Below are 17,007 nucleotides of genomic sequence, written 5' to 3' on the forward strand. Positions count from 1 at the left end.
TCATGCCCTCCACCTGCGAAGGGCGCCCGCAACGGACGATTTGCCCCCCGCGTTCGCCTGGCTTCTCGCCTCAATCACTGTGTCGGAATATGCCGGCCAGCTTTGCACAATTGAGATTTCGCGAAGGTCGACGGCGCGAAGCTCGCGCCGGCTTCCGCTCCACTTCTCATCCTGCGCTTTGAAGCCAAAGCTCATTCCGCCCAGGTCGCCTCGCTCGGCGAGCGCCAGCGTGTCGCGCGCCAGCGTCGTGTCGGGCATGTCGAGAGAGAACGCGAGCCCGCGTGTATCTTCCGACAGCCGCAGCGTGCCGCTGCCCGTGCGGCCCAGGACGCGCGCCAGATCGTGGTCGACGAGCGCCAACACGTCCGCGCCAGACGCGAGAGACGCGGCGAAAGCGCCAGCGCGGATCGTCTCGGTAAAGTTGCCGATGCGCGTTTCGCTTCCGAATGTCGCCGCGTAGCCCTCCAGGCGGCGCGGGTTTCCCCGCGCGGCCCGGATTTCGAGGTGAAAGGCGCGCCTTTCCATTACTGCAGCCCAGTCAGAATTTCGAGCTGCGCCGGCCGCGACACGGTAACGTCCATCGTCGCCAGCGCCGTGAGGCGCAGCCCGCCCGAAGCCGCGTCCGAATAGGGGTCGCGAATCATGTCGATTGCGCCCCAGGTCGCGACGAAGATAGGCGGAACGCCGTTAATCGTCGTCGTCAGCAGCGCCTTCGACGCCGCGGGCGTGCCGGTCGGCGCGGCGAGCGCGTTGCTCGAAATGACGACGTTCTTCACCTTCGCGTTCAGCAAGTCCCACTGAGAAACCGCCGTCCCGCTGATAACGTCGTCATCCATCGTGTCGAAAATTTCCGGCCGAACAAGCAGGTTCACGTCGGCCGGCCCATTCGCCGCGTTCGCCGTCATGAAGCGCACCACAGCGGCGCGGAAAGCCGCCCAGGACGCTGCGGCGTCGACGCTGGTGCTGGTAATGCCGTAGGAGCCAACAAGTACGCCCGCGGGCTCGCCGCCGCTGCCAGCGCCGAGGAACACAGCCTTGTCGAGAGCGACGCCAATAGCGCCGTTCATGTCGCGGCGCACAGCCGCCTCCAGCGCGTCGCCGGTCTGCTTCATCGCCTTGCGCGTGAGCTTCATGGTAATGCCGAGCGTGTTCGCAGGCGTCAGCGGCTTGTCGGTCGTGGCGTAGGCGGTCGGTCCGCCCACGGCGCCCGTCTCGGAAGACGCCCAAGCGGCCGCAACCGCGCTCGTCGTCACCGGATATTCCACTTCGCCCGAGTCGACGTTGAACATGTTCGCGCCCATGCGCGCCGCCGCCGACGCGGCAAAGAGACGGTCAATAATAGGGCGCGTGGAGACCGGATTCGGCGTGCCGCTCGCGACCGTTTCGCCCACGCGCTTTTCGAGCGCCGCCCACGGAACCGGAACGCCGCGATAGCCGCCGCGCGAGCGCAGTTCGGAAACGACTTCCGCCGTAGCGCCGTCGATCGTGCGGCCTTCGTCGAGAGCAAGCGCAACCTGGCGTAGTTCAAACTTGCCGACGAGCTCCGCCCATTCGTTCCCCCCGCGCGTCTCCAGGTCGCGCTTGGCGTCGCGACGTTCGGTGTCTTCCGAGATCAGCGCGGCGCGATAGCGCGTCTCGTTCGTGCGGTATTCCGAGTCGAGCGTTTCCATGTTGCGCGTCTCGTCGTCGCTCGGGCTTTCCTTGCCGACGAGGCCTGCGAGCGCCTGGCGAATCTCCGACTGACGACGAGAGATTTTTACCGATTCGAGCATGTGTTTACCTTCTTCGCGTGTGAGAGTTCCTTGACCGCCGTGCGCCACGCGTCGCGCTCGGGGTTTTCATGGCCGAGGCCAATTTCGAGGCGGGTCTTTCGCGCGTGACATGCCGCGCAAAGGCTCTGCAGATTGGCGAGGTCGAACGCCAATTCGGGATGCGTCCGAACGGGCTGGATATGGTCGCATTCCAGCCGGCCGCGCGCGCCGCACTTCACGCATTTGAAGCCATCGCGGCGCTTCGCAGCGAGGCGCAAGGCCGGCCAGCGCGGCGAGCTTGTGACCGCTTTCGAGTGACGAAAGTAATGGTCTAGACCCATGTCGGCGCCCTCGCTTGTCTCACGGGGCGGCCCATAATCCGCGCGCCTTCTGCGACGGCGAGAACCGTTGCGGCCGCGGCGTCAATGCGTCCGTTCGAACGGGCTTTGGCCAGTTTGAGATTGTTCGCAGGGTCGCGAAGCGTCACAGCATCCGCGAAAGCCGAGCGCAGCAAGAGCGACGGTGCCGCCTTCACCTTCCCGTCAAAGCACGCGCGGCGGAATCGTTCGCAATCCTCGCCACCGTCACGGAAGCCCTGGCCGCGCCAGATGATCGGCGCGCGGATCCCCGCACGGTCTATCGCCTCGCCAAGTTCCGATTGCTTGTAGCGATCGGCGACGAGCGCGGCGACATGCTCGCCGTCGATATGGCGCATGACGCTCGCCAGCCACGCGGCGACAGGCACGGTTTGCTCGCCGAGCGTCGATAGCTCGCCACGGTCTTCCATCAAGGCGTAGCGGTTGCCGACGCCATCGGACGCGCCGCGGTCGAGAAGGGAAGGCTTGCAGGGGAATGTCCCTTGGCATTCGAGCCGGCCCGTCTCAGGCCAGTAGAAGCCCGCCGCCGTCATGCTCGCCGAGCCGCCCAGGTCGATGCCGATAACAACCGGCCCGGAGCGCGGGGGAAGGTCCGCCGTCTCGCACGACAGCCACTCGTCGACCGTCAGCAGAAGGTCGCGCGTCTCGCCGCTCACGCGCTCGTTGCGGTTGTAAAGCCGGAACGATGTAAGCGCCGAGCCGCCCCGCTTGATGGCGCGACGGGCTTGCGCCTCCAGCCATTCGAGCGACGAGCCTATCCCGTGTTGCGCGCCGGGATTGGGGATAAGCAGGCTCTCAACATCGTCCGCCGGGAGGCCCGGAGCCGGCCGGTGCTCTTGGCGATAGACGCCCTCTTGTTCCTCGTCCAACCACTTCGAAAAGGGGTGGGCGTCATCGGGAGCGCTCGTCGATATAATCAGCGCCTTGCCGCCCCGCTTGCCGAGACCGGAGAGAAGCGCGTGCTCGAGCTCGTCGCCCTTGTCGCGCGCCCAATGCCCCCGCTCGTCGAGTAGCGCCAGCGTCGGGGCCGAGCCGAGCGCCGACTTGCCGTCCGCCGAGATAACCCGAACGACATGCCCGCCGCCGTCGCCGTCAAACTCGATTTCGAGCCGGGGAGCGCGCCGGAAAATCAGCGCCCGTTGCGTTTCCTCGGGCAGGCTATGCGAGAGGCCCGCGACGAAGTTCCACGCGACGCGCGCCTGGTCCCGCGTGCGGGCCGCAAGCAGAATCTCTCGGTTCGGTTGCCGGTCCCATTCGCCAATCAGGGAGCCGAGCGCGACGCCAGCGGACAGAGCCGTTTTCGCGTTGCCGCGCCCGATAGAGAGGCAGGCGATGTTCGTCGCCGTGTCGAGAGCGCCCGTCACAAACTGCTTCTGGAAAGGCGCGAGCCGGAGCTTCTGGCCGGCGCGGGGCCCCTCTGGAATGTGCAGCTTTTCGAGGAAACGAGTCGCTTTGGTTGCAGCCTTCATTCCGCACCCCCAAGAGTTGAGGGCGCGAAAGAAAAAGTCATGCATCCGGTCGATGGGGTTTCTCTATCGTTGAGCATTGGGACCATGCAGGGGAACGTCATTCGCCGCCCCCTTCCACCCTGGAGACGGTCATGACGCCATCGGCGATTGTGCCGGTCAGCGTCATCTCGTCGCCGTGCTCGCGCCTAAGCAGCGCCTCGCGAGCCTTACGGCCATAGCAGACGAGATGCAGCCATTCCCCTTGCTCGGTGACGATTGTTGCCCTGACGCAGGGCTTGCCGGCGGGCGTGCGCCGCAGGGTCGGGCGGATCGCGATCGAGCCGGTTATGGTCTCACGGGCCGCTCTCTCAGAGCCGATAACCTCGGTAACCCGATAACCGGGAGAGAGATCAGTCATGGTCTCTCCCTCCATCTTCCCCTTCCTGTCCGGTTATCCGGTTATCAGGGTTATCGGGGGTATGAGGGTTATCGAGATCAGGGCGGTCTGGATGGAGATAACGGCCTCTCGTACGAGACTTCACGACCTCGCCGGCCTTAGCCATCTTAAATAGCAACTGTTTGATATTATTACTTGATACGCCTAGAGCGCCGGCGATTTCGCTCGGCGTCATCGGCTCGTCGGCGTCTTTGAGAACGTCGAGAATTTCCTTGCGCTCGTCGGTCTTCCGCACTTCCGACGCCTGCCCGATAACCGACCAGCGGCACAGGTCGCGGTCAAAAGTAACCGCCGTCTCGATTTCCTCGATGTCGCGGCCGCGGCCATAGAGCGTCGCGCCGTTACCATCGCGGTCCAGCACAAGCGTCGTGTCTGCGGCGCCCGATAACCCGAGTGTCCCGCTCACTTTCTCGAATGCGTCGCCGCCCTCGCCGCTTCCCTTGCGCGTGTGGTGAACGATCAGGACCGCGACGCCTTTCTCCATGGCGAGCGTTTGAAGGCCCTTCACCGCGGCGTAATCGGACTCGTAGGGCGTGTCCTTACCGTTCCGAACGTCCCGGAACATGGTCAGGATGTCGACGACGACGAGGCGCGCCGCTGGATGCCTTTCCAGCCATTCCCGCAGGTATTTCAGACCGCCTTCGTTGGCGCGCGGCCATTCGGTCGCGAAATGAAGACCGGCGGGCCCAGGCGAGCCAGCGGGGAGAATGCGGTCGAGACGGCTTTGCAGGCGGCGCTGGTTATCCTCTAGCGCGAGGTAGAGCACGTCCCCTTGCTCGCATTGAATGCCGCCAAGGCACGCCCCGCCCGTCGCGACAGCGATGGCCATTTCGAGCGCCATCCACGACTTGCCGAGCTTCGGACGGCCAGCGAGGATCGTCGCGCCCTCGGCGACATAGCCGGGGACCACGTATTTGACGGGCTCAAACTCCATTCCCAGGAGTTCGCGCGCCGAGACCAGCTTAGGCGGACTGGCCTGCTTTCCGTTGGCTTGCTGCGCCGGCGCCGCGATGACAAGGTGCGGCTTATGAGCGGGGGATTTCTCCCCCGCCGCGTGTCTTTGCTCGGTCGCGTCGCGCTCGTCGTGGTATTCGGCCGTAGCCTCCCGCAAAAGGGGCGAGTTGAGCAATTCGGGCGAGAGGTAGGTCATGCGGCCTCCCTTGTCGGGAGAGCCGGGACTGCCTCGCGCCACGCGCCGCAGGCTTCCTTGACGATTCGACGGCACGCGCCGAGGCGAGCCTCTACGGCTTCCTTGTCGCCCGCTGCAGCCGCCGCGAGGAGAGCGGCGCTTTGACCGCAGAGGAGCGACGAGGCCTCGGTCAGGAAGTCCAGAGCCAAAAGCTCGGCGTCGGTTGGCGCGGGGCGCGCGGTCTGGGGGATGACGCCAATTGCCGTCATTTAAGCACCCCCCAGTTTACGACCTTGAAGCCGTATTTCCGGGCGCGGACTTCGGCCACAAAGAGCGCCGTGCGCTCGTCTTTCGGGCCGTCTTCCCAGTCGCTTGTGCCGTCGAGAAAAACCGTAATCACTACCCAACGGAGGCGCTTCCAACCCATATCAGGAATGCGCGTCTTGCAGACGGCCACATGACCGCGCGCAAGAAAGGCCATTTCTTCGGCGGCAAGGCGATGGCGCGATTTGAATTTAACGACGTTCGAAGTCATTGGCGCATCTCCCCATACGAGAGAAGCGGAAGACCGGCTTCGGCCCGGCGCTGATTTTCTGGCGTCCAAGGCGCGAACGGGAGATTCGCCGCTATCCGCGCGCTCTGGGCGTCGTCCCACACCCACTGAGCCGCGGCGTCTTTTTCCGCTGTTGCCCGACGCTTTTCCTCTGCGGCGAGGTTGTCCTCTTTGGTCGGAACGTCGCCGTTGCCGCCGTCAAGGTGTACCGGGGAGTTTTTATCCTCGGGATGGTCATCCGGCTCAAGATCGTCGTTCGGCCCCTCGCGATCATCCTGGGCGCCGAACAGGGCCCATAGCCTTTGATCGACCATCGCGACCGAGCCGAGCCATGGCTCTCGCTCTGGGTCAGGCGCCGCCTCGTCGGCGAGCGCGATCAGTCGATCAAGCTTTTCGAGGTCCGCCAGGTGAGGGTCGACCGCCAAGGCGATTGCGTCAATGCGCGCATCGAGGTATTCTTGGACGTGAAGGTTTTTCCTTGCCTTCGCAGAAGTTTCGCCGCCGTTCCGGGGACCAGCCGGGACGGCGGTTTTCTTTTGGGCGCGCGGACGGTGGGCCGATTCCGAAGAAAGCCCTTTATTATCAATCTGCTTGTTTTCGCCAGTGGGCCGCGTTGAAGCCTTTGATTTTACGGGCTTTTTGGTAGCCCCTCCACTCCTGCCATCTAAGAGAATTTCACTCCGATACTTGCGGCCCGTCGTTTCCAAACAGGCCGCCGACCGCGTTTCGCTAGGAGTTGAGACTCGCTCACTCCGGCCAAAAGAGAATTTGGGGATTGCCGACGAAATAGTATTGTCCGCTATCCAAAATCATGAGGTTGTTTTGGATCGTCGGATTGCCCGGCGCCATCGCAGCCGCCTGCTGCAAGAGCCTTCTTGCCTCGCCATAACGGCCTCGAAGCATATAGGAATATCCGTGATTGTTCAGCAGGACATAGTTCCTGCCCACCAATTTCGCCGCCCTCTTGTAAGCCTGTTCCGCCAGGTCAAACCGACCCAGCCGGTCGTATGAAGCGGCAAGTCCGACCCAAGCCTGCCCGTTTTGAGGCGTGACCTCCGTGCTGCGGCGGAAATAATTCTCCGCCAGACCGTAATCGCCGTGGACGAAATGTGCGCGTCCAAGACGAAGGTCTTCGTCGCCGAGGTAAATATTCGGACCGAACTCGGGATCGACGAAAGGCCAGGATTCGGCTCTTCCGGCGTTTGTCGCGAGCAGCAACCACAGAGCGGCGCAACAGTTCAGCAAGACTGAGTTTTCGATGCGCAAAAGCATGATCATTTCCTCACTAAACTAGAGAAAATAGCACTAAGCGACATCATCGCAGGCGTCAACACGACGATAAGAAGCGCGGGAAAAATGAATACGCCAAGTGGAAGCAGCATTTTTATTGGCAATGCATTGGCCATCAGCTCTGCGCGCAAAAGGCGCTTGACGCGCATCTCGTCTGAATAAACACGGAGCGCTGTGCTGACGTCCGACCCCAGTTCAAGCGATTGTTTTACAAGAGTCACAAACGATTTCGCCTCGTCTATTCCCAAACGAACGCTCAAATTCTCAAGCGCGTCGGGAAAAGCGCGTCCGGACCTGACTTCACTGAGCATGAGCGAGAGATTGATTGCGAACGGCTTGCAGCTCGCGTCGAACTCCTTTGCGACTCGGTCGACGGCGGCATTCATACTGAGACCCGCATCAATACATACGAGAAGCAGGTCAAGAAAATCCGGAAAAGTCGCACGGTAGACGGCGGCCAGACTGTCTTTTTTTCGACTGACGAAAGCTTCGGGCCCCTTGTAGCCGGCAAAGGCCATCGACGCCATTACCGCCAACATCGCTCCGGATTCGCCGCTGGGACTGAACGCCTTCATCCCTAAATAAGAGAAAGCGATCGCGACGAGCGGAAGGACGATCTTTGCGGCGGCGTATATCATCGGCGCCTGGGGGGAGAAAAAACCGGCTTGGACGAGCTCCATCCGGACCTTGGAACTTGATGACATGACGCCGCGACCGGCAAAGACCGCGTCAAGGCGCTCCGTCATATTCAAGGCCAGCGAACCTATCGCCCGATCGAGCGGTTGACCGGTCGCCGAAGCGTCCTCCTGCAAACGCATTGATATCTGGCGGCGTCTGTCGAGTGAGAATCCGAGAGCGACAACGACGAGAGAAACGGAGACGAACGTCGCCGCGACGACAAACCATGCGTAGACGTCGCTCTGCATTTCTTGCCTCAATACTTGAACTTGACCATTTTTCGCAGGATGAGGTTTCCGACGACCAGCAGCCCTACGGCAAGATACATCATCATCTTGAAGCCGGATTCGCTCCAGACCGCACGGTAATATGCGGGGTTGAGGATGTAGATCATGATGCCGACCCCGGGCGGCATGAAGGTCAGCATAAGCGCGGTCATCCTGCCTTCCTTCGTCATCGCCTCCACCTTCAGCCGAAGCTTCGTTCTTTCGCGCATGGTGTTGGACAGCCGGCTCAAAACGTCCGCCAGATTGCCGCCGGACTGCGTCTGCACGACAACGGCGGTGACGAGAAAAACGAGATCGTTGGAACCGACCCGGCGCGACAAATTCTTCATCGCCGTTTCGACGTCCAGGCCGAAACCGATCTCATGGACGACCGTCTTGAATTCCAGTCCGACTGGATCGCCCATTTCTCTGGCGACCAATGAAACCGCCGTCTGCAACGGATAGCCGGCCTTCAACCCGCGCGCGATAATGTCGATCGCGTCCGGCAGCTGTTCTTCAAATTTTGAGATACGCCGTTGTCGCGCAATGCTCAAAAGCGCGAGGATCAATGACAGCCAGACCGCGGGGCCCGCGAGATAGGCGACGGGCGAAAATCCAAGCAGGAACAAACATAATAGCTGCGTCGCCACAAAGCCTGCGAGCGCGCCGCCCAGATATTGCCAATCGGTCAGGGGCACGCCGGTTTGCAGCAACCAGTCCTGCAGCGTCTCGGCGTTCTCGCCCAGCACGCTCGGCAAGGCCGCCTTGCCTCGCCGCAGGAGCATCATCGTCTCCGTGCGCTCCGTCGGCTCCCACGCCGCCGCCCGCCGCTCGATCCTGCGCTGTATTTCGCGCTCGCGCGTGAAATAGCTATAGGCGCCGAAGGTAAGCAGCGTGGCGGAAAGAAACGTCAGAAAATAAAGGAGCGTGTTGGCTGACATCGCGCCTTGGTCCTAAACTAGAGGGAAGCATTCGGATCGAACGCCGAAGCGGGGAAATCCACCCCCATATATTTCAACGCTTCAAGGAAGAGCGGCCTGATGCCTGTCGCCCTGAAGGAGCCGATAACAGCGCCGTTCCCGTCAACTCCTTCCCGTATGAAACGATAGATTTCCTGGAGTTGAATGACGTCCCCTTCCATTCCCGTGACTTCGGCAATGCTCACGACGCGGCGCGAGCCGTCGCTCAGTCGCTGGAGTTGGACGATCACCTGGATAGCCGACGCGATTTGCTGCCTGATGCTTTGCTGCGACATCGCCACGCTCGACATGCCGACCATCTGCTCCAGCCGCCGTAGCGCGTCGCGCGGCGTGTTGGCGTGGATCGTCGTCATCGAGCCTTCATGGCCGGTGTTCATTGCCTGCAACATGTCGAAGGCTTCCTCGCCGCGGCATTCGCCGATGATGATCCGGTCCGGGCGCATACGCAACGCGTTCTTGACAAGCTCACGCTGCCGGATTTCGCCCTTTCCTTCGGCGTTCGCGGGGCGGCATTCCAGCCGCGCGACATGTGGCTGCTGGAGCTGCAACTCGGCCGCGTCTTCGATTGTGAGAATGCGTTCGGTCGGCGGTATCGAGGAAGACAGAGCGTTCAACATCGTCGTCTTGCCCGAACCCGTGCCGCCCGAGATGATCATCGAAATGCGCCCGCGCACGGCCCCCTGGAGCAGCAGGCTCATGGGGTGCTTCAAAGCGCCGACGACTTCCAGGCGCTCGATCGAAAATGGACGCTTCGAGAACTTTCTGATCGATACGAGAGGCCCGTCCACTGCGATCGGCCTGACCGCGACGTTTACGCGAGAGCCATCCATGAGGCGCGCGTCCACCATGGGCGAAGACTCGTCGACGCGCCGGCCGACTCGGGAAACGATCTTGTTTATGACGCGAAGTAGATGCGCCTCGTCCTTGAAGCGCACATCCGTCTTTTCGAGTATGCCCTGACGCTCGATGAAAACACAGTTTTCCGTGTTGATGAGGATGTCGTTGATGGTTGGGTCGTCCAGCAGGGACTGCAAGGGCCCCAGCCCCACCATCTCGTCGATAATCTCCTCTAGAAACGCCTCCGTCTCGCTCTGATTCAGAAGTATCTGCTTGTTCCTGATGTAATCGAAGACAAACTCCGCAATCGACCTCCTCAGGTCGTCCCGCGACATTTGATCGAGAAAAGCGAGATTGAACTCGTCGATAATTTTCCCGTGCAGCAACACCTTCTCTTCAAGAAGGCGGCGCTTGCGCGGATCGCCGAAAAGGTCGCCCGCAATCTCCGCGGGCACCGGAAGATTGGCTTGGGCCTCCTCGACAAGCGGCGGCTTGGGAGACGAAGCAAAGAACTTGAAACGTTCCGACATCGACGCACGCCTCCTTAGTTCTTGGCCGTTGCGGCCTCAACCGGAGCGACGTTCAGAACGCGCTCCGCGATCTTGGCGATATCCTGGGAGATCCCGCGCTTTGGTTGACTGGCGACCATGGACAAGCCGGCGTTCGCGGACTCGATCGCGAAAGCCCGGTCCCGACGAACGAACAGCGGCGGCGTGGCGCCGATGAGTTTCGCGATGTCGAAGGTCTCCGTCACCCGGCCGAAAAGGTTCGTCTCGGCGTCCGTTATGACCGTCGCTATACGGTGCGGCGGAATGCGCATTTCCGCGAGCATCTTGAGCATCGCGCCCGCGCTCTTCGCGGACGGTATCGAATAGAGGCCGGTAACGACGACGAAATCCGAATTGCGCAAGAGCTCGTCGACGTCGCGCCGCCTTGCCGCAGGCGCGTCGACAATAACGACGTCATAAAGCTCTATCAGGCGGTTCAGCATAGTGAGAACCGCGACGCCGTTGATATTGACGCGCTCCTGGGGAGGACCGACAGAGGCGAACACATCGAGTCCGGACTCATGACGCGACGCGAGAATGCCGAGCATGTGTCCGTCTATGCGCTCCGGATTATGCGCGAGCTCGTCCCAGTCTATGTGCGGCTTGATGTCGAGATAGGCGCAAACCACGCTATCCGCGAGCTCCAGATCGAACAGCGCGACGCTGCCCGCCGCGCCTCCTTTCATGGAGGCGAGATGCACCGCCGTTTCCATCGCGATGGTTGTGTTGCCGCAGCCTGCGCCCGTCCCCAGGAACGTGATCAGGCGATGTCCGACGCTTTCCGACGTTACGTTCGCTTCCCGTTGCAAGCGCGGGAGGAGTTGCGCGATCTCCTTAATCGCTGCGTCCCAGTCGGTGGTCTCGGCCGCGCCAAGGCGCGTAAGCGTCTTGTAATCTTCGGGGCTCAGCGTGCTGGCGACATATAAAATAAAGGCGCGTCGCGTCGTCCAGGCCGCCGCCTGCGCGATGCGCGCGACGTCGGTCTTGTTGTCGCCAGTTTCCGGAACGACGATCAGAGCGTTCGAACGGCCCGCAACCCTGCCTTCGTTCATGGCGGATTCGATCGAGTCCGCATGATGAACCTCGCAGCCATGCCGCTCGAGCGCCTGCCCGATGACTGCAAGTCGAGCCTGATATGCGGGCGAGCGGACAAGGTAAGCGAGCATATGAAAACTTTGCCTTGACCCTTTTGAGACCGCGCCGGATCAAGACAACCAGCTTTCGCTGACGTCTTGATGGCGGGGTTGGAACGAACTCGACGATTGCGACGACCGGCGTCTTATCGAAAGAGTCGCGGACGTCTCCGGTGGAGCGTTACAAGCCTGATCATTTGTTCCCGTTGATCGACGACTCGAATGGGCTGCCATTCGAACTGTCGACGACAGGGATCATCATGCCGCCGCCCTGCTTCTGGTCGCCGTTGCGATATTTCTCGATGGCTTTCTGCGCTTTCACCGCATCCATCGGAATGTTCGTGTCCTGCGAGCGCGGCGGTCTCGGATTCGGAATCTGAACCGCCAGATTTGTCGCGACCGCGTCGCCGGCTTCAAAACGAATGGAGTCCGAGCGAAAGTAATATTCGTTGCTGCATGCGCCGGCGCTGACGCCCGCCATCGCGGCCAGGATGAGTTTCATGGGGTTCATTGCGGTATGCCCTGCGGCGCGCTTGGCTGAGGATCGGGGATATAGCTCTGCTGGGGCGTGAGCGCCCCGAAGAACCGGGTCAGCGGATCGGGCGACGCCACCGGCGTCGGCGCCGTTTCCGGCGCGCCCGGCGCGATGCCGCCCGCCAAGGGCTGCTCGACGCCGGTTTCCGTGAGATAGGTCGGAGGCGTCTTCGACAGTTCCGCCTTGCCGCGCACGAAGAGGTCAAAATCGTTGCCGGCCATGGTGGTGTCCAGCGGCGTCTTGAGCCGGGGATCCTTGTTGCCGGGCGGCACGGGCTTCACGAGATGGGGCGTGACGAGCGCGACGAGTTCCGTCTCACGCTTCTGGAATTCCGTGCTGCGGAACAAGGCGCCGAGCACCGGCACCGAGCCGAGCCAGGGAAGCTGCTCGACATCGCGCTGGCTCTTTTCCTGGATAAGACCCGCGATTGCGAAGCTTTGCCCATCGCGCAGTTCGACGGTCGTCCTGGCGCGCCGCAAAACGATGGCGGGAACCGTAATGTTGTTGATTGTGACTGCATTTGTATAGTCAAGGTCGCTGACTTCGGGCTCGAGCTTCAAGCTGATGACCTTGTCCTCGAGCACCGTGGGTGTGAAATTAAGTTTCACGCCGAAGTCCTTCCACTGGATCGTCACAAACGCAGCAGCGCCAAAACTTCCAGCTTGCGGAACGGGCACCGGGATCTGTCCGCCCGCGATAAACTCTGCCGACTCCCCCGAAAGCGCCACCAGATTTGGCTCCGCGAGGGAACGAATGACATTCTGCTCCTCAAGCGCGCTAATCACCGCGTCGAGGCTTCCACCGCCAGTGTTGACAAGCTGCGCGATGATGGTGGCGGTAGGGCTGGTTCTGGTCAGAGCGTTCTGAACGACGTCGAACACGATCGGCAAGGCCCCATTAAACGGTTGCCCATTTACATATGGCCCTACCGCAGCGCCGGGTACGGTAGCCGATCCACCAGCGCCGGTCGCTCCGGGCTGGAGACCGTTATTGAACATAGTCGAACGCCCGACAGTTCTGCCCACCGCGCCAGCAAGACGGTTGTTGAGGATTGCCTGCCAGCGCACGCCAAAAGCGCGAATCCCAGCGCGGTTCGCTTCCACGAAACGCACCTTTAGCATCACCTGCTGAGAGCCGCCCAGCTTCATCGCGTTGACAATGGGATTTTTCGACAGACCCTGCGCGGCGCTCACCGCACGGGCGATGCTCGGCGCGTCGCGGCCGCGGCCGCGCAGCACGATGTTCTCGTCGACATCCTGCACCTGCACGCCCGGCACGCCGGCCGCCGTCTGCAGCTCGTCGCTCATGGCGCGGTCGTCGAGCTTCACATCCACGTCGACGGAACCGATCAGCCGCTTTTCATTGTCGAAAAGCAGGACATTGGTGCGGCCGACGCTTTTGCCGACAACGTAAAGCTGCCTGTCGCTGATCGGGTAGATGTCGGCGATATCGGGCGCGCCGACCGTCGCATCGGCGAAAGGATAGTTGAGCCTGATATTCTTCGCCTTGTTCTTGAACAAGGTCATCTTGACGGCGGAACGCGCCGAGTCGGATTGCTCGTCTTTAGCGTATGCAGTCGCCGGCAGGCTGGCCGCGAAACCCAAAGCGGATGAAATAATCGCGAGACATGAGACATAGGCTCTGACGCGACGCATGACGGAGAACTCACTATACATTGCCGAACCCAAATGCTGTCGCAAAGCCGCCCCCAACCAAGCTTTTGGCGTTTTGCACGCCTCAGTCAAACCCCAACTTGTTAATTGAATCGGTTCAAAGAGATTTTTGTCAGATTTACATTGCGCCTGTGTCCCAGGCGACACAGTTTTAAAGCAAAGTCTCAGTCCGCATGCGCCACGGCTGGATCATGATAGACTTCGACTTCTTCATCCTTCGCGCCGCGAAGAATGCGCACTTTCGATCTCGCGGACGCCGCGCCTTCCGACGGCTCGCTGGGCGTGTCGGAAGCCTTCGGCGCCTCGCTATATCCAAGATCGGTCATCGTCACGCGCCGCGCCGCCTCGGCAACCTTGCCGCCGCCGGCTTCGCGCAGGATCAGCGACAGCGTGCCGGCGCCGCCGGCGAGGATGAGTTTCTGCCCCTGCTCCGCCGTCACCTCCAATGTGACGGCCTTGACGACCTGCGCCTTTTCCTGCCGCTCGGCCGCCTGCTGGTCGATCGCCAGAACCTTGACGTTGTGCAGGAGCACGTCGCTATAGCTCTCATCCCGGTCGAATTTCGCATTATGTTCGACCCGTGTGAGCACGACATCGACGCGATCGCCCGGCTGGATGAAGCCCGCGACGCCGCGAACATCGTCGACGCGGACGGCCACCGCCCGCATGCCTGGTTCAATCAGCGCCGAAAGAGAAGCCTTCTCGCCGGGGCCGGAAACGCGCGAGGACAGGACCGGCTCGTTTTTCGCGATCGGCGCCATCGCCACGCGCTGTCCGTCTTTCAGCAAGTCGTCGATGGATTTGAAGGCGCCTTCGGGAATCGACGAAGCGGGCCATGCGGCTTCCGACAGGCCTTCGCGTGTAAGCTGAGTTCCGAAGGAAAGTGGCTTTGTCGCCACGACGATTTTGACCGTTTCGACGGGACGGTTCACAATGTTGCGCGCCATTTGAGCCGCTATGACGCCCGCCAATATTGCGATGACCAGGATTATTGAAGTACTTGTTTTCATTTCCTGGCCTCAAGCTCAACTTTATAGGCAGTAGACGCAAAACTACAAGGTAACGTGCAACCGTGACGACTGAACTCTCGTGAGTCGGCCGCGCCTTAGCGCGACCGACTCAAATTTGCTCAACCGATCAAGGGGTGTACTGGATTACGCCCGCGACAGAGTTGACCACCTTACCAATGTTTGTACCCAGCAGCTGCATCGCGGTAATCGTAGCGCCAGTGATCACCGCCAACGCAACCGCATATTCGGCCAGCGCCGCGCCGTCCTGATCCTTGATGAACTTTTTGAGAGCGACGAATTTCGACATTTTTTATCCTCCAACTCAATCAAACTGCCCTTTGCTAGCCGGACCCCCCGACCGCCTTTGGGTAGGTTGACGATATGTTAAGGGTCCGTTCAGAGCAAGTGAAGAAAGTAAGGTTTTGTTAGCAATTGAGTTTTCGGTTAATTTCTTATCAGTTTTAAACTCAATGCACTGAGATTTTTCATATTTTTCTGATGAAACTTTGCTGTAAATTATTGCTAAGCTAAAGCTGTTTCTTCCATCTTTCTGGCTACAGATCGGTCAATGCACAAATTCTATTTTACGTATCGTATGGCGTGAGTCTTTGTGAGTTTTGACAGGCTATGATACTAAGTTATCTACGTTTTTTGACTTCGAATAATTGTCGCGTTTCAGCTTTGACCGGGATTGAACGAGCCCCTAGGGTTTTACCGGGGAATCATTTGAGCCACGGTTCGCGGTACAAGGCGCCGCGAAATCCGTGTCCCGCGCCGCGATCGAGGAGAGCCAGCAATTGATCGAAAGCCTGATTTATCTCGCGCTGGTCGCCACGCTGGTCTTCGCGATCGTGGACGACTGGCGAAATTACACGATCCGCAACGAGGTCATTCTCGCGCTGCTGGCGCTGTTCGCCGCAAATGTGATCGCGCGCGGCGACTATGGACAGATCGCCGGACAGATGGCCGTCGCCGCCGTCATGTTTGTGGCGCTTCTTATCGTCTATGCGCGGGGATGGATGGGCGGCGGCGACGTCAAACTGCTCGCCCTCGCCTTTCTCTGGCTCGGCGCCGCCGACCTCACAACCTTCACCTTGTCGATGTGCGTCTTGGTGATCTTCTATTATGCCGCCGCCAGGCTGAAGCTTGCGCCGTCTCGCGGGCAGTCTCGAATCTATATTCCCTTCGCTCCCTGCATCTCGGGCGCGTGGCTGCTGACCCTCGCTTTGTCCTATGGCAGAGCGGTCCATCCATAACAGAACCGGCAAATCTGCTCCGTCATTTCATTTGCCGCATATGCTTTCGCGCGACCGAGTAGGCCATGTTTAGCTCCCGCGCTTTCCAGGCGGCGATCTCGCGAACGCTCTCGCCCTGATTGGCCGTCAGATCGGGATGATACATCCGCATCTTACTGATATAGGCTTGGTGTATCTCCTCGGGCGTCGCGTCGGCGCGCACGCCCAGAATGCCAGCCCACATTTCGGTCTCTTCCCTCTCCTCCGTTCTTTCGCGCTTTTGCTTGCGACCGAGCTGGAAGCGCTGGCGGATGGCGCCTTTTCCCGTCAGTTCAAGGCGCACGGTGGGCTGGAAGAAATGCGTAATGCGGCAGGCGAAATGAAACTCGTCGTGCTCGCCGACGACAAGGTCGATGCCGCAAGGATTGTCCTTGCCGATTGACGCCTCGATCAAATGAGCGCCGGCCGGTAGGCTTACCGCCGCGCGGTCGCCATTAGCAAGTCTGAGACGCGATTCGCCATCGATTCGAACGGCAACCTCTCTCGTCATCCCGGCATAGCCGAATATTCGATGGAAAATCAGACGCGCCATGCTTGCTTGCTTCCATGACTTCCTTGATCCTGGCGCAAGAACGCAGCGCTGACGCCTTCGCACGCGGATGCGCGACAACTATCGCGTAAGGGCACGCGCCGCGCAACGCAAGGATGTCCTTGCATGCGGCGGGCGCTTTTCCGGGTGGATAATGACTTGCAGACAACGAAAATAAGAAATGCGCTCGCATCGAGGCGAGCGCCTGTTCACGCTTCGGCGTCGCCTGCCTTTTGAACTAGGCCGAGCGAACGCGCTGCGCCTGTTTCGGCTCCGGCGCGACAAGCATGATCACCCCCGCCGTCAGCGCAGCCGCGAGAGAGGCGGGAAGCAGTAGCGCTTCGAAAGCGATGAAAAGCCCCACCGTCGCGAAGGCGCCGCAAATCGACATGCCAACCAGGACATAGTTCATGCATTCCATGCCGTCGCGAATATTGCGCCAGGCAAAAAGCACGCCCCAGATCGAGATCGGGAAAAAGTAACGCCAGATGGGAAGCATGAGCGGCCCCTTCGATACG

At 60.9% G+C, this 17,007-nt stretch carries 21 protein-coding genes; 1 reads left to right on the forward strand and 20 read right to left on the reverse strand.

The window, feature by feature from the left end; genetic code table 11:
* From ACNHKD_RS12910 to ACNHKD_RS12995, 18 genes are all read right to left on the reverse strand, one after another.
* Positions 1-525 carry an HK97 family phage prohead protease gene (locus tag ACNHKD_RS12910; RefSeq protein WP_442753889.1) on the reverse strand — a complete coding sequence of 175 codons (525 nt, stop codon included), beginning with the start codon at positions 523-525 and terminating at the stop codon, positions 1-3.
* Positions 525-1,772: a phage major capsid protein gene (locus ACNHKD_RS12915; RefSeq protein WP_442753890.1), complete on the reverse strand. Its 1,248-nt coding sequence runs from the start codon at positions 1,770-1,772 to the stop codon at positions 525-527. Before ACNHKD_RS12915 ends, ACNHKD_RS12910 begins: the two co-directional genes overlap by 1 nt.
* On the reverse strand, positions 1,757-2,092 hold the full coding sequence (locus tag ACNHKD_RS12920; protein ID WP_442753891.1) for an HNH endonuclease: 336 nt from the start codon (positions 2,090-2,092) through the stop codon (positions 1,757-1,759). Before ACNHKD_RS12920 ends, ACNHKD_RS12915 begins: the two co-directional genes overlap by 16 nt.
* Positions 2,083-3,597 carry a terminase large subunit domain-containing protein gene (locus ACNHKD_RS12925; RefSeq protein ID WP_442753892.1) on the reverse strand — a complete coding sequence of 505 codons (1,515 nt, stop codon included), beginning with the start codon at positions 3,595-3,597 and terminating at the stop codon, positions 2,083-2,085. Before ACNHKD_RS12925 ends, ACNHKD_RS12920 begins: the two co-directional genes overlap by 10 nt.
* Before the next feature lie 97 nt (positions 3,598-3,694).
* On the reverse strand, positions 3,695-3,994 hold the full coding sequence (locus ACNHKD_RS12930) for a hypothetical protein (protein WP_442753893.1): 300 nt from the start codon (positions 3,992-3,994) through the stop codon (positions 3,695-3,697).
* Positions 3,987-5,183 carry an AAA family ATPase gene (locus tag ACNHKD_RS12935; protein WP_442753894.1) on the reverse strand — a complete coding sequence of 399 codons (1,197 nt, stop codon included), beginning with the start codon at positions 5,181-5,183 and terminating at the stop codon, positions 3,987-3,989. Before ACNHKD_RS12935 ends, ACNHKD_RS12930 begins: the two co-directional genes overlap by 8 nt.
* Positions 5,180-5,431, reverse strand: a complete 252-nt coding sequence (locus tag ACNHKD_RS12940) for a hypothetical protein (RefSeq protein WP_442753895.1) — start codon at positions 5,429-5,431, stop codon at positions 5,180-5,182. The genes ACNHKD_RS12935 and ACNHKD_RS12940 overlap by 4 nt, the downstream gene beginning before the upstream one ends.
* Entirely contained in the window at positions 5,428-5,697 is a 270-nt protein-coding gene (locus ACNHKD_RS12945) for a hypothetical protein (RefSeq protein WP_442753896.1), read from the reverse strand. The genes ACNHKD_RS12940 and ACNHKD_RS12945 overlap by 4 nt, the downstream gene beginning before the upstream one ends.
* Positions 5,694-6,422, reverse strand: a complete 729-nt coding sequence (locus ACNHKD_RS12950) for a hypothetical protein (RefSeq protein ID WP_442753897.1) — start codon at positions 6,420-6,422, stop codon at positions 5,694-5,696. Before ACNHKD_RS12950 ends, ACNHKD_RS12945 begins: the two co-directional genes overlap by 4 nt.
* A 40-nt stretch (positions 6,423-6,462) precedes the next feature.
* Positions 6,463-6,987 (reverse strand): tetratricopeptide repeat protein, encoded by a 525-nt coding sequence (locus ACNHKD_RS12955; RefSeq protein ID WP_442753898.1) that lies wholly within the window; start codon positions 6,985-6,987, stop codon positions 6,463-6,465.
* 2 nt (positions 6,988-6,989) lie between these two features.
* Positions 6,990-7,931, reverse strand: coding sequence for a type II secretion system F family protein (locus tag ACNHKD_RS12960; protein WP_442753899.1), 942 nt, complete (start codon positions 7,929-7,931; stop codon positions 6,990-6,992).
* Between the two features lie 8 nt (positions 7,932-7,939).
* Complete coding sequence (locus tag ACNHKD_RS12965; RefSeq protein WP_442753900.1) at positions 7,940-8,890, reverse strand: type II secretion system F family protein; 951 nt, start codon at positions 8,888-8,890, stop codon at positions 7,940-7,942.
* A gap of 17 nt (positions 8,891-8,907) precedes the next feature.
* Positions 8,908-10,296 (reverse strand): CpaF family protein, encoded by a 1,389-nt coding sequence (locus ACNHKD_RS12970; RefSeq protein WP_442753901.1) that lies wholly within the window; start codon positions 10,294-10,296, stop codon positions 8,908-8,910.
* Positions 10,297-10,310: 14 nt separating this feature from the next.
* Complete coding sequence (locus ACNHKD_RS12975; RefSeq protein ID WP_442753902.1) at positions 10,311-11,480, reverse strand: AAA family ATPase; 1,170 nt, start codon at positions 11,478-11,480, stop codon at positions 10,311-10,313.
* A 160-nt stretch (positions 11,481-11,640) separates the two neighbouring features.
* Entirely contained in the window at positions 11,641-11,958 is a 318-nt protein-coding gene (locus ACNHKD_RS12980; RefSeq protein WP_442753903.1) for a hypothetical protein, read from the reverse strand.
* On the reverse strand, positions 11,955-13,637 hold the full coding sequence (locus tag ACNHKD_RS12985) for a type II and III secretion system protein family protein (protein ID WP_442753905.1): 1,683 nt from the start codon (positions 13,635-13,637) through the stop codon (positions 11,955-11,957). The genes ACNHKD_RS12980 and ACNHKD_RS12985 overlap by 4 nt, the downstream gene beginning before the upstream one ends.
* Positions 13,638-13,819: 182 nt before the next feature.
* Complete coding sequence (gene cpaB / locus ACNHKD_RS12990; protein WP_442753906.1) at positions 13,820-14,602, reverse strand: Flp pilus assembly protein CpaB; 783 nt, start codon at positions 14,600-14,602, stop codon at positions 13,820-13,822.
* 190 nt (positions 14,603-14,792) lie between these two features.
* Positions 14,793-14,972: a Flp family type IVb pilin gene (locus tag ACNHKD_RS12995; RefSeq protein ID WP_442753907.1), complete on the reverse strand. Its 180-nt coding sequence runs from the start codon at positions 14,970-14,972 to the stop codon at positions 14,793-14,795.
* 457 nt (positions 14,973-15,429) lie between these two features.
* On the opposite strand from ACNHKD_RS12995, the gene ACNHKD_RS13000 reads away from it, so the two are divergent.
* Positions 15,430-15,921 carry an A24 family peptidase gene (locus ACNHKD_RS13000; RefSeq protein WP_442753908.1) on the forward strand — a complete coding sequence of 164 codons (492 nt, stop codon included), beginning with the start codon at positions 15,430-15,432 and terminating at the stop codon, positions 15,919-15,921.
* 22 nt (positions 15,922-15,943) lie between these two features.
* On the opposite strand, the gene ACNHKD_RS13005 is transcribed toward ACNHKD_RS13000, so the two are convergent.
* Both ACNHKD_RS13005 and ACNHKD_RS13010 read right to left on the reverse strand, forming a co-directional pair.
* Positions 15,944-16,354: a J domain-containing protein gene (locus tag ACNHKD_RS13005; RefSeq protein ID WP_442753909.1), complete on the reverse strand. Its 411-nt coding sequence runs from the start codon at positions 16,352-16,354 to the stop codon at positions 15,944-15,946.
* Positions 16,355-16,727: 373 nt separating this feature from the next.
* Positions 16,728-16,988 carry a hypothetical protein gene (locus ACNHKD_RS13010; protein WP_442753910.1) on the reverse strand — a complete coding sequence of 87 codons (261 nt, stop codon included), beginning with the start codon at positions 16,986-16,988 and terminating at the stop codon, positions 16,728-16,730.
* Positions 16,989-17,007 lie beyond the last annotated feature (19 nt).

It is taken from the genome of Methylocystis sp. JAN1, assembly GCF_052186135.1.
In the GTDB taxonomy this organism is placed as follows: domain Bacteria; phylum Pseudomonadota; class Alphaproteobacteria; order Rhizobiales; family Beijerinckiaceae; genus Methylocystis.

Coding starts and splice junctions, on each gene's coding strand:
- ACNHKD_RS12910 (WP_442753889.1), bottom strand. CDS start 525: ATGGAAAGGCGCGCCTTTCACCTCGAAATCCGGGCCGCGCGGGGAAAC.
- ACNHKD_RS12915 (WP_442753890.1), bottom strand. CDS start 1,772: ATGCTCGAATCGGTAAAAATCTCTCGTCGTCAGTCGGAGATTCGCCAG.
- ACNHKD_RS12920 (WP_442753891.1), bottom strand. CDS start 2,092: ATGGGTCTAGACCATTACTTTCGTCACTCGAAAGCGGTCACAAGCTCG.
- ACNHKD_RS12925 (WP_442753892.1), bottom strand. CDS start 3,597: ATGAAGGCTGCAACCAAAGCGACTCGTTTCCTCGAAAAGCTGCACATT.
- ACNHKD_RS12930 (WP_442753893.1), bottom strand. CDS start 3,994: ATGACTGATCTCTCTCCCGGTTATCGGGTTACCGAGGTTATCGGCTCT.
- ACNHKD_RS12935 (WP_442753894.1), bottom strand. CDS start 5,183: ATGACCTACCTCTCGCCCGAATTGCTCAACTCGCCCCTTTTGCGGGAG.
- ACNHKD_RS12940 (WP_442753895.1), bottom strand. CDS start 5,431: ATGACGGCAATTGGCGTCATCCCCCAGACCGCGCGCCCCGCGCCAACC.
- ACNHKD_RS12945 (WP_442753896.1), bottom strand. CDS start 5,697: ATGACTTCGAACGTCGTTAAATTCAAATCGCGCCATCGCCTTGCCGCC.
- ACNHKD_RS12955 (WP_442753898.1), bottom strand. CDS start 6,987: ATGCTTTTGCGCATCGAAAACTCAGTCTTGCTGAACTGTTGCGCCGCT.
- ACNHKD_RS12960 (WP_442753899.1), bottom strand. CDS start 7,931: ATGCAGAGCGACGTCTACGCATGGTTTGTCGTCGCGGCGACGTTCGTC.
- ACNHKD_RS12965 (WP_442753900.1), bottom strand. CDS start 8,890: ATGTCAGCCAACACGCTCCTTTATTTTCTGACGTTTCTTTCCGCCACG.
- ACNHKD_RS12970 (WP_442753901.1), bottom strand. CDS start 10,296: ATGTCGGAACGTTTCAAGTTCTTTGCTTCGTCTCCCAAGCCGCCGCTT.
- ACNHKD_RS12975 (WP_442753902.1), bottom strand. CDS start 11,480: ATGCTCGCTTACCTTGTCCGCTCGCCCGCATATCAGGCTCGACTTGCA.
- ACNHKD_RS12980 (WP_442753903.1), bottom strand. CDS start 11,958: ATGAACCCCATGAAACTCATCCTGGCCGCGATGGCGGGCGTCAGCGCC.
- ACNHKD_RS12985 (WP_442753905.1), bottom strand. CDS start 13,637: ATGCGTCGCGTCAGAGCCTATGTCTCATGTCTCGCGATTATTTCATCC.
- cpaB (WP_442753906.1), bottom strand. CDS start 14,602: ATGGCGCGCAACATTGTGAACCGTCCCGTCGAAACGGTCAAAATCGTC.
- ACNHKD_RS12995 (WP_442753907.1), bottom strand. CDS start 14,972: ATGTCGAAATTCGTCGCTCTCAAAAAGTTCATCAAGGATCAGGACGGC.
- ACNHKD_RS13010 (WP_442753910.1), bottom strand. CDS start 16,988: ATGCTTCCCATCTGGCGTTACTTTTTCCCGATCTCGATCTGGGGCGTG.